The sequence below is a fragment of the Microbacterium soli genome (assembly GCF_039539005.1).
Classification (GTDB): Bacteria; Actinomycetota; Actinomycetes; order Actinomycetales; family Microbacteriaceae; genus Microbacterium; species Microbacterium soli.
Genome location: NZ_BAABCP010000001.1, coordinates 1,294,636 through 1,309,657, shown reverse-complemented (window position 1 = coordinate 1,309,657; position 15,022 = coordinate 1,294,636). Strand labels below are relative to the sequence as shown.

The 15,022-nt window shown below is 67.6% G+C and carries 16 protein-coding genes; 5 read left to right on the top strand and 11 right to left on the bottom strand.

Annotation, left to right across the window (positions count from 1 at the left end; translation table 11 throughout):
• Positions 1-14: 14 nt before the first annotated feature.
• The gene (locus ABD770_RS06100; protein ID WP_344818627.1) at positions 15-1,544 is read right to left on the bottom strand and encodes a DUF7059 domain-containing protein; all 1,530 of its coding nucleotides are present in this window, start codon (positions 1,542-1,544) and stop codon (positions 15-17) included.
• 83 nt (positions 1,545-1,627) lie between these two features.
• On the opposite strand from ABD770_RS06100, the gene ABD770_RS06095 reads away from it, so the two are divergent.
• The 4 genes from ABD770_RS06095 to trxA all read left to right on the top strand — a co-directional run bounded on the left by ABD770_RS06095 (position 1,628) and on the right by trxA (position 6,891).
• Positions 1,628-3,757, top strand: coding sequence for a DUF6049 family protein (locus ABD770_RS06095; RefSeq protein WP_344818626.1), 2,130 nt, complete (start codon positions 1,628-1,630; stop codon positions 3,755-3,757).
• Entirely contained in the window at positions 3,754-5,373 is a 1,620-nt protein-coding gene (gene murJ, locus ABD770_RS06090; RefSeq protein WP_344818625.1) for a murein biosynthesis integral membrane protein MurJ, read from the top strand. Before ABD770_RS06095 ends, murJ begins: the two co-directional genes overlap by 4 nt.
• Positions 5,374-5,539: 166 nt before the next feature.
• Positions 5,540-6,502, top strand: coding sequence for a thioredoxin-disulfide reductase (gene trxB, locus ABD770_RS06085; RefSeq protein ID WP_344818624.1), 963 nt, complete (start codon positions 5,540-5,542; stop codon positions 6,500-6,502).
• Positions 6,503-6,567: 65 nt separating this feature from the next.
• Entirely contained in the window at positions 6,568-6,891 is a 324-nt protein-coding gene (gene trxA, locus ABD770_RS06080; protein ID WP_344818623.1) for a thioredoxin, read from the top strand.
• A gap of 78 nt (positions 6,892-6,969) precedes the next feature.
• Here the strand turns inward: trxA and ABD770_RS06075 are convergent, their stop codons facing one another.
• The 10 genes from ABD770_RS06075 to rpmH form a co-directional block, all read right to left on the bottom strand.
• Complete coding sequence (locus tag ABD770_RS06075) at positions 6,970-7,302, bottom strand: tryptophan synthase subunit alpha (RefSeq protein ID WP_344818622.1); 333 nt, start codon at positions 7,300-7,302, stop codon at positions 6,970-6,972.
• Between the two features lie 107 nt (positions 7,303-7,409).
• Positions 7,410-8,378 (bottom strand): ParB/RepB/Spo0J family partition protein, encoded by a 969-nt coding sequence (locus tag ABD770_RS06070; RefSeq protein WP_344818621.1) that lies wholly within the window; start codon positions 8,376-8,378, stop codon positions 7,410-7,412.
• Positions 8,378-9,310, bottom strand: coding sequence for a ParA family protein (locus ABD770_RS06065; RefSeq protein ID WP_344818620.1), 933 nt, complete (start codon positions 9,308-9,310; stop codon positions 8,378-8,380). Before ABD770_RS06065 ends, ABD770_RS06070 begins: the two co-directional genes overlap by 1 nt.
• 72 nt (positions 9,311-9,382) lie before the next feature.
• Complete coding sequence (locus ABD770_RS06060; RefSeq protein ID WP_344818619.1) at positions 9,383-9,787, bottom strand: GIY-YIG nuclease family protein; 405 nt, start codon at positions 9,785-9,787, stop codon at positions 9,383-9,385.
• Positions 9,788-9,951: 164 nt separating this feature from the next.
• Complete coding sequence (gene rsmG, locus ABD770_RS06055; RefSeq protein ID WP_344818618.1) at positions 9,952-10,584, bottom strand: 16S rRNA (guanine(527)-N(7))-methyltransferase RsmG; 633 nt, start codon at positions 10,582-10,584, stop codon at positions 9,952-9,954.
• Between the two features lie 175 nt (positions 10,585-10,759).
• Positions 10,760-11,254 (bottom strand): Jag family protein, encoded by a 495-nt coding sequence (locus ABD770_RS06050; protein WP_344818617.1) that lies wholly within the window; start codon positions 11,252-11,254, stop codon positions 10,760-10,762.
• Entirely contained in the window at positions 11,251-12,327 is a 1,077-nt protein-coding gene (gene yidC / locus ABD770_RS06045; RefSeq protein WP_344818616.1) for a membrane protein insertase YidC, read from the bottom strand. Before yidC ends, ABD770_RS06050 begins: the two co-directional genes overlap by 4 nt.
• On the bottom strand, positions 12,317-12,682 hold the full coding sequence (yidD, locus tag ABD770_RS06040) for a membrane protein insertion efficiency factor YidD (RefSeq protein ID WP_344818615.1): 366 nt from the start codon (positions 12,680-12,682) through the stop codon (positions 12,317-12,319). The genes yidC and yidD overlap by 11 nt, the downstream gene beginning before the upstream one ends.
• The gene (gene rnpA / locus ABD770_RS06035; protein ID WP_344818614.1) at positions 12,679-13,029 is read right to left on the bottom strand and encodes a ribonuclease P protein component; all 351 of its coding nucleotides are present in this window, start codon (positions 13,027-13,029) and stop codon (positions 12,679-12,681) included. Before rnpA ends, yidD begins: the two co-directional genes overlap by 4 nt.
• A 15-nt stretch (positions 13,030-13,044) precedes the next feature.
• On the bottom strand, positions 13,045-13,182 hold the full coding sequence (gene rpmH, locus ABD770_RS06030) for a 50S ribosomal protein L34 (protein ID WP_298864085.1): 138 nt from the start codon (positions 13,180-13,182) through the stop codon (positions 13,045-13,047).
• A 317-nt stretch (positions 13,183-13,499) separates the two neighbouring features.
• Here rpmH and dnaA point away from each other — a divergent pair, with 317 nt between their 5' ends.
• Positions 13,500-14,891: a chromosomal replication initiator protein DnaA gene (dnaA, locus tag ABD770_RS06025; RefSeq protein WP_344818613.1), complete on the top strand. Its 1,392-nt coding sequence runs from the start codon at positions 13,500-13,502 to the stop codon at positions 14,889-14,891.
• Positions 14,892-15,022 lie beyond the last annotated feature (131 nt).

The window sequence follows — 15,022 nt, the reverse complement described above, 5'->3', positions numbered from 1 at the left end:
ATGGATCGCGGATGCTATTCCACGGCGGGCAGCAGCAGACCGTCCTGCACCAGGCGACGGATGCGGGGCTCCAGATCCGACCACAGCTCGGCGGGCGGCACCTCGAACAGCTCCGCGAGCGCCGCGGCGATCTGCGCGACGGTCAGCTCTCCGTCGCACGCCCCGACGAACCCGGCCAGTGCGGGATCGACGCTGATCGTGCGCGCCAGCCCGCCGCCCTGGCGCAGCTCGATCACACTGGGGTCGTCGTTGCCGGGCAGGTGGTGGCGTGCCTCGGTCACGTCCGGCGCGACGACGAGGCGCTCCGGGATGCCGTCGGCGAGCGCGTCGTGCGCGACCAGCCCCGCGGCGAGCGCCCGCCCGAGGTCGGAGACCGGGTGCGTGACCGTCTCGAACCGGCGCAGCCGCTCCCCCGCCCCGGCCGAACCGCGGGAAGGTCGCCGCAGCAGGATGTACCCGAAGCCGACCTCCGTCACACGCCGCTCCTCGAAGTCGTCGAGCCAGGCCACCAGCATCCGGGCGAAGTCGGGGTCACGCGGGACCGTGCCGCCGTCGCGGATCCACAGCTCGGCGTACGCGAGCGGCGAGAGCACCTCCCGCTGGATCACCCAGACGTCCAGATCATCGCGCACCCAGGAGCGCACGCGATCCAGTCCCTCCACGCCGTCGCGCCGCTCCCAGTTGCCCAGCAGCTGAGCCACCCCGCCCGGGGCGAGATGCTCGGGTGCGGACCGCAGGAACCGCTCGACCAGTGCGTCCCCGACCAGGCCGCCATCGCGGTACTCGTACTCCGGGATGCCCGACGCTCGCGGGGTGATGACGAACGGCGGGTTGGAGACGATGAGGTCGAAGGCCTCGCCGTCCACCGGCTCGAACATGCTGCCGGCGCGGAAGATCACGTTGCGCACACCGTTGAGCTGTGCGTTCAGCTCCGCGAACGCCAGCGCGCGCGGCGAGACGTCCGTCGCGACGACCTCGCGGGCGTGGCGGGACACCAGCAGCGCCTGGATGCCGCATCCGGTCCCCAGATCCAGCGCACGATCGACCGCGACCGGGATGACGAGCTCCGCGAGCGTGCGGGACGCTCCACCCACGCCCAGCACATGGTCGGCGGGAAGCGGCCCGTCCAGCGCGACCTCGTCGAGGTCGCTGGCGATCCACCACTCGCCGACCCCGTCGGCATCCACGAACGACTGCGGCCGGATGAGCACCAGCGGCCGCACCTGTGCGCCGTCGGAGTCCGCCAGCCCCAGCGCCGTCAGCCCCTGCACGCCCGTGCGGGGCACGGCCGCCTCGACGGCGTGGTGCGGCTGCGGCATCCCGAGCACCCACAGCCGTCCGAGCACGGCCAGGGCGTCCTCGCATCCGGTGATCGCCCGCAGGATGGGCTCGCGCAGCCCGCGGGCCAGCGCGTCATCGGCCTCCTCTCCCCACAGCCGCCGCAGCGGATCGGAGCGGAAGTCCGCGGCATCCAGATCCGAGGCGAGAGCCTGCGCGAGAACGGAGTCGGGGTGGGGCTGGGCACGATCCGGCACGGCCGTCACTCTACGCGCCTTCAGGGTTCCGCACCGTGCGCCGCCTAGAATCGGGGGCGTCGACTCCGCCATTGGACGCGTCGACGCGAACTATGACTGCGATATCCCCCCGCGACGGCTCCCGCCAGCGCGCGCGCAGGCTGCTGAGCCGGCTCGCCGCGGTGCTCGTCGTCGGCTCCCTCGCACTGGGCTCCGTCGCGCTGGGCTCCGCGCCCGCCGCATCCGCCGCGGACGACGAGGATGCCGCCGCCGAAGACCCGACCGTCGAACTGAGCATCTCGGCGGGAACGGGCGCCCGCATCGACGCGGCCGGTCCGCTGGTGGGCACGGTCACGATCGTCAACCGCACCGAGAGCGCACTGAGCGCAGGGACGACGTCGTTCGAGGTGAGTCCCTCTCCGCTCGCCGACGGCGCGGCTCTGGACGCCTGGCTGGACGAGGGCGTCTCCTCGGGCGAGTTCCGGACCGTGGCGGTGGAGAGCACCCCCGCCATCGACGCCGGCGCGACCGCCGACGTCAGCACCGTGGCGGATCTCACGGAACTGGGCGCCCTCGCCCCCGGGGTGTACCCGATGCTCGCGCACCTGACCGGTGTGACCGCCGACGACGCGGACGGCACGGTGTGGAATCCGACGGCGAGCTCCGTGCTGGTGGTCACCGGCCCCGAGGCGCAGTCCGTCGGCGTGCTCGTGCCGGTGACCGCCACACCCGAGGACGGCGCTCTGCTCAGCGCGAAGGAGCTGACGGAGCTCACGTCCCCCGACGGCAGGCTGACCGCCGAACTCGATGCCGTCACCGGGACGGCGGCGATCCTCGCCGTCGATCCCGCGATCGCCGCGTCGATCCGGGCCCTCGGCGACCGTGCGCCGACCACCGCCGTCGACTGGATCGACGCTCTGGAGCGGCTCCCGAACGACGTCTTCGCCCTGCAGTTCGGCGACGCCGACCTGGCGGTGCAGTCGCAGGCGGGCCTGGAGGAGCAGCTCACCGCCCCCGACCTGACGGCTCTCCTCCAGCCCGCGGACTTCCCGCTGAGCACACCCTCACCCACGCGGAGCGGCCCCGACGCCCCGACGCCCGAGCCCCAGCTGCCCCCGGAGTCCACTCTGAGTGAGATCTCCGGCGTGCACGGCGGGCTGGTCTGGCCGCGCCCCGGGATCACGCCCGACGATCTCGCCCGCTTCGACGACTATCTGGGCGAGCGGACCACGACCATTCTGCCGTCCACCTCCTTCGAGACCGTGCCGCCGGCCACGCACGTCGAGGTGGCCGGCCACAGCGTGCTCGTCACGGCGACCGCGTCGTCGGCGCGACTGTCCGCCGCCGCGGAGCTCGCAGATCCCTCGGCCGTCGAACGGGACCTCGCCGCCGCCGCCGGGCACCTGTTCTTCGAGACACGGGCCACACCGACCGTGCTCGTGGGTCTGGAGCGCTCCGAGACCCGCTCGCCCATCGCACTGCGACAGCTGCTGACCGCCTTCGCCTCCCCCGCCGTCCGGCTCAGCGGACTGCAGGCCGCGAAGCCGGCATCCGCCTCCCTGGTCACGACCGCGGACGCGACGCGACCCGCCGCGCTCACGACGATGCTGGACGGCGAGGCGCGGATGCGGTCGTTCTCCTCCGTCCTGGAGGAGCCCGCGCTGTTGATGGCACCCGAACGGATCCGGATGCTGAGGGCCATCGCCGTGGGATTGGACGACGACGGGTTCACGGCCGCCGCAGCCGATCGCGCCGACCACGTCCGGGACGTCCTCGCATCGGTCGCCATCCAGCGCCCCAAACCCGTGCAGCTCATCGCAGCCGCCGCGCCGCTGCCGGTGTGGGTGCGCAACGATCTGCCCTGGCCCGTCCACGTGATGCTGCACAGCCGCCCGTCCGACCCACGTCTGGACATCGCCTCGACGACCCGGGTCGAGGCCGCCGGCGACGGCGCCACCCGTGTGGACGTGCCCATCACCGCTCGCGTCGCCAGCGGCCAGGTCGACGTCGAGTTCCGGCTCACGAGCCCCACCGGGGTCGCGATCGGCGCGGTCGAGTCGGCGGAGGTCACCCTGCGGGCCGACTGGGAGGGCATCGGCCTCGGCATCGGCGGCGGCGTCATCGCGCTGCTGCTGGTCTTCGGCCTCATCCGCACGGTGCGTCGGAAGCGGCATGCGGCGGCGGATGCCGAGGATGCCGCCGGCACGACGGACACCGCCGACGTCGCGAAGGAGAGCGAATGACGGGTCTCGGCCGGGCGAGCGCCATCCTCGGTGCCGGGACGCTGATCTCACGGATCACGGGTCTCGTGCGCACTATCGTGCTCCTCGCCGCGATCGGGTCCGTCGGGCGCGCCAGCGACGCCTTCAGCACGGCTAACCAGCTGCCCAACAACGTCTTCACGATCATCCAGACCGGCGTCCTGACCGCCGTGATCATCCCGCAGATCGTGAAGTCGGTCAGTCACAAGGACGGCGGGCAGGCGTTCATCTCCAAGCTGTTCACACTCGGCACGGCGGTGTTCCTCGCCGCGACCGGAGTGGCCATGGTGCTGGCCCCCTGGCTCGTGTTCATCTACGCCAAGGGGTACACCCCCGACCAGCTCGCCCTCGGCACGGCGTTCGCATACTGGTGCCTGCCGCAGATCTTCTTCTACGGCCTCTACGCGCTCATCGGCGAGACGCTCAACGCCAAGCGCGTGTTCGGCCCGTACACCTGGGCGCCCATCGCGAACAACGTGATCTCGATCGTGGGGTTCATCGCCTTCATGACGCTGTTCGGCGACAACCGCAACAGGGTCGAGATGTGGGATCCCGCGATGATCGCGGTCATGGGCGGCACGGCCACTCTGGGCATCGCCGTGCAGGCGGCACTCCTGCTGCTCGCGTGGCGGCGCACCGGACTGCGTCTGCGGCCCGACTTCCGCTGGAGGGGAGTGGGCCTCGGTCAGGTGGGCAAGCTCGCCGGCTGGACGTTCGCGATGGTCATCGCCGGCCAGCTCGCCGGCTGGGCCCAGGCGACGATCGTCTCCGAAGCCTCCGGAGACCACCCCGCGGGAACCATCATGGGCGCCGCCTGGCTCGTGTTCATGCTCCCGTACTCGATCTTCGCCGTCTCGATCGGAACGCCCTACTTCACGCAGATCGCCGAGCACACCGCCGAGGACCGGCACGATCAGGTCCGGGGAGATGTCGCGCGCAGCATCCGCGCCATCAGCCTGTTCATCGTCATCTCCACGGTGGGCCTGGCCGTGGCGTCCGTGCCCGCGACGCGCATCTTCACGGAGAACGGCGCCTTCGCCGTGCAGGCCGCTCCCGTGCTGATCTGCTATCTGGTCGGGCTGCTTCCGCTCTCACTGCTGTTCATCGTGCAGCGCACGTTCTACGCCTACGGCGACACCCGCACGCCGTTCTGGTTCACGGTCGTCCAGTGCGCGCTCATCCTCGTGTCGGCGCTGGTGGCCCCGCTCCTCGTCCCGCTCAGCCAGCTGGCCGCCGCCATCGCCCTGGGCCAGTCTCTCGCCGGCCTCGTGCAGACGGTCATCGCGGTGATCCTGCTGCGTCGTCGACTCGGTGGCCTGGAGCTCGCGCGCACCGGACGTTCACTGGCACGGTTCGTGCTCGCCGCGATCCCCGCCGGCTTCGCCGGCTGGGGGGCCTATCTGCTCCTGGGCGGATCGACGGGGTGGTCCGTGGGCGGCACCGGAATGGTCGGCCGCCTGTCCGGCGCCGTCGGCACCGGTGTCATCTGCGGCGCCGCGTTCGCCGTGTATCTCATCGTCCTGGCGTTGCTGCGCGCGCCCGAGTTGACCGTTGTGTCCGATCTGATCAGGCGTTTCCTTCCCGCGCATCGCTCATGAGGATGCCGGGACGCCGGTCCGAGCAGCGTGGATCCCGGCATCCGCTGATCCTGCCGCACGGCATCCGCCGTGCTGGGCAACGGGGGAATGCCGCGCGGTTACCATGGGTTGAAGGGTTCGTAGCGGTCCGCCGCGCAGCAGCGCGCCCACCCGCAGAGGAGAGCACATGCGCAAGGTCATCATCATCGGCTCCGGTCCGTCCGGCTTCAGCGCGGCCATCTACGCGGCGCGCGCGAACCTCGAGCCACTGCTCATCGCGAGTTCCGTCGAGGTCGGCGGTGAGCTGACCAAGACCACCGATGTGGAGAACTTCCCCGGGTTCCCCGAGGGAATCCAGGGCCCCGACCTCATGGTGAAGCTCCAGGAGCAGGCCGAGAAGTTCGGCACCGAGGTCGTCTACGACGACGTCGTGTCGCTGGAGCTCGACGGCCCGGTCAAGAAGGTCGAGCTGGGCAGCGGGGCGGTGCACGAGGCATCCGCAGTGGTGTACGCGACGGGATCCGCCTACCGCAAGCTCGGCGTCGAGGGCGAGGAGCGCCTCTCCGGACACGGTGTGTCGTGGTGCGCCACCTGCGACGGATTCTTCTTCCGTGAGAAGGCCATCGCCGTGGTCGGCGGCGGGGACTCCGCCATGGAGGAGGCCACCTTCCTCACCCGTTTCGCCTCGAAGGTGTACGTCATCCACCGCAAGGACACGCTGCGCGCGTCCAAGATCATGCAGGAGCGCGCCTTCGCGAACGAGAAGATCGAGTTCGTCTGGAACAGCGAGGTCGAGGAGATCCTCGGCGAGTTCGAGACGACCGGTGTGCGGCTGCGTTCGACCGTCGACGGCTCGACCAGCGAGCTCGAGGTGCAGGGCGTCTTCGTCGCGATCGGCAACGACCCGCGCACGCACCTCGTGCACAACAAACTCGAGCTCACCCCGGAGGGCACCATCTGGGTGGACGGCCGCTCGTCGCGCACGTCGCTCCCCGGTGTGTTCGCCGCGGGCGACGTGATCGACCCCACATACCGCCAGGCCGCCACGGCCGCCGGGTCCGGAGTGGTCGCGGCCCTCGATGTGGAGCACTTCCTGGCATCCCTGGAGGATTCCACCGTCGAGAACGCCGTTCCCGAGGTCGTCGGCTGAGGGTCGGCGGGAACACTTTCAGCGCAACCGGTGTTCGACCGGATGACACCGAACAAGGAGAATTCATGACTGCCAAGGCAACCACCCAGGCGACCTGGGAGCAGGACGTGCTCCAGGCCGACGGCCCCGTGCTCGTCGACTTCTGGGCTGCGTGGTGCGGGCCGTGTCGCATGGTCTCGCCGATCCTCGACGAGATCCAGGCGGAGAACCCCGAGAAGATCACGGTTCTCAAGCTCAACGTCGACGAGAACCCCGATCTTGCCATGAAGTACCAGATCACCTCGATCCCCGCCATGAAGGTGTTTCAGGGCGGCGAGGTCAAGACCACGATCATCGGCGCAAAGCCGAAATTCGCGCTTGAGAAGGACCTGGCCGACTTCATCGGCTGAGCACCGTTCTCGCAGGAGGCCCGTCACCGCTGAGGTGGCGGGCCTCCTGCATGGGCAGGGCGGAGCGGGTCGAACGGGTCAGGACGCGTCGGCGACCCGCAGGTCCCAGCGTCGATGGCTGCGAGAGCCCAGCATCCCCCACACCGTCTCCGTCAGCTGCGGATACTCCAGGGCGATCTGCCTCAGCACCCGATAGTGTCGTGCCGGGCCGGGCTGGACGCCGTCACCGGCGGCGATGTTCTCCGCGCGCAGCAGGTACACCACGAGCTCGTCCACACTGGGCAGGTCCTCCATGAAGTCCCAGGGGTCCTCACCCGCGCGCAATCGTTCCTGGATCAGCACGGCCAACTCGTCCGCGGCTTCCGCGCGGAGCACCTCGAGACTCGCGCGGTGCGGGACGGAATCGTTCACCGTCTCAGCCTACGCGCCCCGAACAGGCGGCGGGAGCACCCCTCCGGCGTTCTGGACGCTCGGGACCGTTCTGGCAGACCCGAGTCCGGTGGGGTGCCGAGGCGCGCTCAGCGCGCGCCGTACTCGTCCTCACCGAGCTCGACGAGGATCCTGTTGAGGTCCTGAATGGACGCGAATTCAATCTTGACCTGGCCTTTTCTCGCGCCCAAAGTGATCTGCACACGGGTGTTCAATCTGTCACCGAGTTTCGCGGAGACCTCGTCGAGGTATGCGCGACGCGCACCGGGCTGTGGCTTGGCCTTCCTGCCAGGAGCCACGGGAAGCGCCTTCGCGGCCGCCTCCGTGGCCCGTACGGACAGGTCCTCGTTGACGACCTTGTCCGCCAGGCGCTGCATCCGCTCCGGATCCTCCACGGACAGGATCGCACGAGCATGCCCGGCGGAGAGCACACCGGCGGCCACGCGCTGCTGCACGGGGACGGGCAGACGAAGAAGACGGATCGTGTTGCTGATCTGCGGGCGTGAGCGCCCGATTCGTGCGGCCAGCTCCTCCTGGGTGATGCCGAAGTCATCGAGGAGCTGCTGGTAGGCGGATGCCTCCTCGAGCGGATTCAGCTCGGAGCGATGCAGGTTCTCCAGCAGGGCATCGCGCAGCAGATCCTCATCGGCCGTGTCGCGAACGATGGCGGGGATCTCCGCAAGGCCCGCCTCACGGGCGGCGCGGGTCCGCCGCTCCCCCATGATCAGCTCGTACTCGCCGTTGGCGTTCTTGCGGACGACCACGGGCTGGAGCACGCCGAACTCCCGCACGCTGTGAACGAGCTCGGCGAGGCGCTCCTCGTCGAAATCGGTCCGCGGCTGGCGAGGATTGGGGACGATCCTGTGCGGATCGATCTGGATCAGCCGAATACCGGGGACCTCTGCGAGATCGGGCTGTGCAACGTCAGTGGACGGGTTCCCGTCACCGCCCTTCGGCGCCACCGCTCCAGGAAAGAACACATCGACGGGGCGAGCGGTCTGATCGGTGGTGGGGATGAGGGCGCCGATTCCCCGACCGAGCCCGGTGCGTTTGGCCATCATTGCTCCTTGTTCTGCGAGGACTGCTCGCCTCGCTGCGCGATCTCGACTGCGGCTTCACGATAGGCGACGGCCCCGGCGGAGTTCCCGTCGTAGGCGATCACGGTCTGGCCGAAGCTCGGCGCTTCGGAGACGCGGACCGAGCGCGGGATCACGGCCTCCAGCACCAGATCCGGGAAATGGGCACGAACCTCCTCGGCGACCTGCTGCGACAAGCGGGTGCGCGCGTCGAACATGGTCAGTAGGATGGTCGTGAGCCGAAGCTGCGGGTTGAGGTGCTTCTGGATCATCTGGATGTTCCCCAGCAACTGGCTCAGTCCCTCCAGCGCGTAGTACTCGGCTTGGATGGGGATGAGAACCTCGGATGCCGCCGTGAAGGCGTTGATGGTCAGCAACCCCAACGACGGCGGGCAGTCGATGATGACGACATCGACGGGATGCTCGGCGAGATAGGCCTCCAGCGCACGCCGCAACCGGAACTCGCGAGCGACCTGAGACACGAGTTCGATCTCGGCGCCGGCGAGGTGGATGGTGCTCGGCGCACACAGCAGATTGGACGACTCCGGACTGACCTGCACGATGTCGGCGAACGGCATCTCATCGATGAGCACGTCGTAGATGCTGCGGACGTCGGCGGTGTGCGGGATGCTCAGCGCCGTGGAGGCGTTGCCCTGCGGATCCAGGTCGACGACGAGCACCTTGGCACCGAGCTCTGCGAGGGCGGATGCGAGGTTCACCGCCGACGTCGTCTTGCCGACGCCACCCTTCTGATTCGACATCGCGAAGATACGGGGTTCACCGGAGAATCGAACGGTGACGCCACTGAGCGCCTTGCGGCGGCTGGAGAGGTCGGCGAGTTCCCGGGCGAGTGGGGTGTCCATCCCGAAGTCGTTGTTCGGTGATGCGCTGTCGGATGGTTTCACGTGAAACATCGACTCCTTTCGGGACCGTCTACCACTCTAATCGACGGCACCCCTCCCCCTCGTTCCACGGTCGTTCCCCGGTCATCGAGCGAGGAGCGAAACCCCGAGAGGAAATGCCCGCCCCGAGGGAGGGAACACGTCTCGACTCGCTCCGCTCGCTCCACACACAAGTGCGCGCGGGTCACTCCGCCTTCCTCGGTGCATCTTCCGCTCGCGAGCGCTCCATCCCTTCACCGCATCGATGCCACCCTCGATGAACGCGAGCCGCTTCGCGTGGCTCCAACCCTGAATCCGCTTCTCCGAACCGAATGCCTCGTCGATGCGATCGAACACACCGAACCACACGAGCGTCACGGGGAGTCTGCACGCCGTGTACGCACTGCCCATCCCTTGCGCGTGCGTGGTGAGCCGAGTGCGGAGGTCGCGGGTACTGCCGACGTAGAAGGTTCCATCCGCACAACGAGGAATGTACGTGTATCCGCTCATCACCGGAGTGTAGAACTCTCGTCCATCCGGGTTCCGCCATGATCCCGGCGCCTGTGAATGTTTCACGTGAAACGCCGTTGAGCAACGAGCGACCAAACGAAACACACAACAAGAGCAAGGAGTGCGTTTCGACTCGCTCCGCTCGCCCAACGACCGGAAACCACTCAGCTGCGAACGAGCCCACGGAACACTCGGGTGCTCTCCGCCAGCACGCCCTCACCGAGGATCTCGACCGTCACGTTCGACACCCGATGCCTCCGCAGCACCTTCTGAGCGGCCTCGATCTCCGCCGCGACGTTGTGACCTTTGAGAAGGATCAGCTCACCCGCATCCTTCGCGAGCGGCGCGGTGATGGGAACGAGCGTGCGCAGGGCACTCACCGCCCGCGCTGTGACCACATCGAACTCCAGTCCGACATCCTCTGCGCGGACCCGCATCACACGGACGTTGTCGAGGCCCAGTGCGTCGACCTGCTCCGTCAACCAGGTCACGCGCCGCTCCATCGGCTCGATCAACGTCCATTGGACATCCGGGCGTGCGATGGCGAGGACGAGACCGGGCAGACCTGCCCCGGATCCGACATCGGCGACCGAACCGTGGAACAGCGGAGCCCCGATCACCGAGTTCAGCACGTGCCGGGTCCACAGACGCGGCGGCTCCAGGGGTCCGATGAGACCGCGTGGCTCCCCCTCGGCGGCCAGAGCGGCGGTGAAACGTCGTGCAAGCTCGATCCGATCACCGAAAAGCTCCGCCGCGACAGCGGGCTCCGGCTCGACAGCCGCATTGGTATCGGTCATGGATGCTCCTCCGACATGGACGGTGTGCTGTAAGCGATGATCCTGCATTTCGTCTCGCTGCGCTCGCTCAATGACCGGGGAAAGCGTGAACACGACCTCAATGACAGGGAGAGGAGATCAGTCGAGTTCCGTCGAGCCCACGCGGATGTTTCACGTGAAACATCCCAACCGCGGGTCAGTGCCGCGAGATCACCGTGTGCCGATCAGCGCCCTCACCGTAGGACTCCGAGACGAGGCCGCGATCCGACACGATGTCGTGCACGAGCTTGCGCTCATAGCTGGACATAGCCGGCAGTGACGCCTGGCTCGCGCCGTCATCGAGCTTCGCGACGGCGGCATCGACGAGAACTTCGAGCTCTCTGCGGCGCGCATCGCGCGAACCGCCGATATCGAGGATCAAGCGGGAGAACGAGCCCGTCCTGCTCTGGACGGCGAGTCGAGTGAGCTCCTGCAGTGCCTGTACGGTGTCCGGCGCCGAAAGCGACGAAAGCGATCCGCCCTCCGCCTCCACCGACACGTACGCACGACCCTGTCTCACGTCGAGATCCAGATCACCATCGATGTCGGCGATGTCGAGCAGCTCCTCCAGGAAGTCGGCGGCGATGTCGCCTTCGCGCTCGAGATCCTCGACGGTCGAGTCCGCGGACGACTTCAGTTCCTCGGCGGTCATGAGCTCTGCCCCTTCTTCTTCGCGCGCTTCTTGCTGATCGGCTGCTGCCGCTTGGGTGTCTGTGCCTTCCGACGCTCCGCCTCCTCCAGCAGACGCTTCTGCTCGGCCTCGTACACAGCGATCGGAACGATCTTCCCCTCGGAGTTGATCGCCTTCCCGCGCCGGGCCAGGCGCTCCAGCCGCGCACGCTCGGCATCCGATCCCGGCGTCGGCATCTCCCTGATCACGAGGAACTGCTGTCCCATGGTCCACAGGTTGGAGACGAACCAGTAGAGCACCACACCGAGCGGGAAGAACACACCGGAGAAGATGAAGCCCAGCGGCAGCACGTAGAGCATGATCTTCTGCATCTGGTACGCCTGGCCGGTCTTCGCCTCCGGTGACAGATTCTTCGAGATGATCTGCAGCTGCGTGTAGAACTGCGATCCGATCATGAGGATGACGAGCACGACGAGGATCGTGACGGTCGCCTGCCACCCCTCGGGCTTGGTCTCGACCGCCGAGCGCAGATCGATGTGCAGCGGTGCCACGCCGAACAGCGTCGCGTCGTAGAACTTCTTCGTCAGCTCGGCACTGAGCAACCCGACGCCGCCGATGCCCGCCTCGGCGTGAGCGGCGACGTCGCGCAGCGTCCAGAACATGCCCAGCAGGAACGGCATCTGCACGAGCATCGGCAGACACGACGAGACCGGAGTTGTGCCGTGCTTCTTGTACAGCGCCATCGTCTCGCGACTCATGGCCTCACGACTGAGCTGGTCGCGCTTGCCCTTGTACTTCTCCTGGACCTTCTTCAGCTGCGGAGCGATCTCCATCATCTTCCGCTGGCTCTTGATCTGCTTCACGAACAGCGGGAACACGGCTGCACGGATCACGATCACGAGCCCGACGATGGACAGCACCCAGGTGAGGCCGGCATCCGGCGCCATGCCCACAGCGGTGAACAGCCAATGCCACGCGACGAGGATCGTCTCGACGATCCACTTGAACGGCCACAGCAGGACACTGAACAGGTCGAATCCACCCCCCGATGAATCGGCGGCGGCGCGGACGGCGAGCAGGAGGTCAGGACCCACTGTTCAGTTCCTTTCGAGCAGGTACGACGAACCCGCGTCGGGTCAGTTCGTATCGGAAATGAGCATGCGGGCGGACGTCGTCGACGCCGCCGCCGCTCCACGGGTTGCAGCGCAGGATGCGCCAGGCGGACAGCACAGTCCCCCACAGCGCACCGTGCTGCTGGACCGCACCTACAGCGTATGCGGAACACGATGGGTAATACCTGCACACATCCCCGTACATCGGGGAGATGACCGCACGATACGCCACGAGGAAGGCCAGGACGGCGTTCCGGGGGATCAGCAGCACCCCGCGCAGCACATCGGATGCATGGAATCGCGCGGTGCCGAAGGCATAGGACGGAAGAGCACTCATGCGCTCCCCGTTCCGAGGACGAGCCGGCCCAGGCAGCGCGCCACATCGGCGCGGAGCTGGGTGAACTCCGCGGTTGCCGATGACGGAAGGGCGCGGATCACGACATCCGTGCCCTGCGGGACCGTGTCGAGAAACTCCGCGCACACGGCCTTGAGCCGCCGCCGGACGGTGTTGCGGACGACGGCGGTTCCCACCTGCTTGCTGACGATGAAGCCGAATCGCGGAGCGCGCCGCTCAGCGCCGCGCAGCACGGACGTGACCAACCGCGGTCCTCCGCATCGCGTGCCGCGGCGCACCACCTGTCGGTAGTCGACGCCACGCGTCAGACGATTCGGCCGGGCCAGCACGGCGGTTCAGCCGACTCAGGCCGAGAGCTCAGCGCGGCCCTTCGCGCGGCGAGCCGAGAGGATGGCGCGGCCGGCACGAGTGCGCATGCGGGCGCGGAAGCCGTGCTTCTTGGCGCGGCGGCGGTTGTTGGGCTGGAAGGTGCGCTTGCTCATGGAATCACTCCGGAACTGGTGTCACCGGGGTTTCGCGTCCGGAGACAGGGGTACTGCCGTCAGGCATAAGTCAACCGATTAAGGGTACGACCTGCCGCCATGCAGAGCAAATCCGTCAGCGACCCCGCCGATGGCATCCGCTGACTGTGCACACCCATTATCCACATCTGTGGACACCGGCGCGGGATGCGGGGCATCCGCGTGTTTCCGGGGGCGGCTTGCCGATCCGGCGGTCGATGACTACCGTGGCATCCAATGTTATCCACAGGGGGAGATCACGCTTCGAGCGACCTTTCCACAACCTCGCCCGGAGCACCATGACAGCTGAATCCCATCCCGATGTGCCGATCTGGGTCACCCTGCTCGAACACCTCTCGGCCGATGAGAGGGTGTCACCGCAGCTGCACGGCTTCCTGAGCCTGGTCGTCCCCGCCGGGGTCATGGGTGGAGTGCTGTACCTCGACGTCCCGAACGATCTCACCGCCGCCCAGATCAACAAGCGACTGCGCATCCCGATCATGGAGGCGCTGTCCGCCATCGGCGAGGAGGTCACCTCGTACCGCACGGTGGTCAACCACGAGCTGGCCGACCAGCACACCGCGCCCATCGCAGTCCCCGACTTCGCGGGTTCGACGCCACCGCATCCCGACCCCTCCCCCGAGGCGCCCACGCCGCTGCGCCACGAATCGCGTCTGAACCCGAAGTACACGTTCGACAACTTCGTCATCGGGCAGTCCAACCGCTTCGCTCACGCCGCGGCCGTCGCCGTCGCCGAAGCGCCCGCCAAGGCGTACAACCCGCTGTTCATCTACGGCGACTCCGGACTCGGCAAGACCCACCTCCTGCATGCGATCGGCGACTACGCCCAGTCGCTGTACGCCGGTGTGAAGGTGCGGTACGTCTCCAGCGAGGAGTTCACGAACGACTTCATCAACTCGATCGCGAACAATCGCGGCGCCGCGTTCCAGAGCCGCTATCGCGAGGTCGACATCCTGATGATCGACGACATCCAGTTCCTGCAGGGTCGTGCGGAGACGCAGGAGGCGTTCTTCCACACCTTCAATCAGCTGCACGACCACAACAAGCAGGTCGTGATCACGAGCGATGTCGCCCCCAAGCTGCTCACCGGTTTCGAGGATCGCATGCGCAGCCGCTTCGAGTGGGGCCTCATCACCGATGTGCAGGCACCTGACCTGGAGACCCGCATCGCGATCCTCCGCAAGAAGGCGCAGAGCGAATCCCTGCACATCCCCGACGACGTGCTCGAGTACATCGCGACGGCGGTGTCGTCCAACATCAGGGAGCTCGAGGGCGCACTCATCCGCGTCTCGGCGTTCGCGAGCCTGAACCGGTCGGTCCTGGACATCTCCCTCGCGCAGACCGTGCTGCGCGACATCATCGACACGACCGAGGACAACATCATCTCGCCGACCGACATCATCACGTCGACGGCGGCCTACTTCAAACTCACCGTCGACGACCTGTACGGCTCGAGCCGCTCGCAGCAGATCGCCATCGCCCGGCAGATCGCGATGTATCTGTGCCGTGAGCGCACGAGCCTGTCGTTGCCGAAGATCGGGCAGCTCTTCGGCAACCGCGATCACACCACCGTGATGTACGCCTGCAAGAAGATCAGTGAGCTCATGAAGGAGCGCCGTTCGATCTACAACCAGGTCACTGAGATCACCACGCAGATCAGCCGTCGTTGACCTCGCGACACGCCTCACGGCGCACGGTGACTCGCCAGTTGTCCGCAGGGCCTGTGGATAACTTGTGGAAATCTCTCCGTCCGGATGCCGCCGGATCCAGCTGCCTGTGGATAACCGGTGAGCGCCGAACC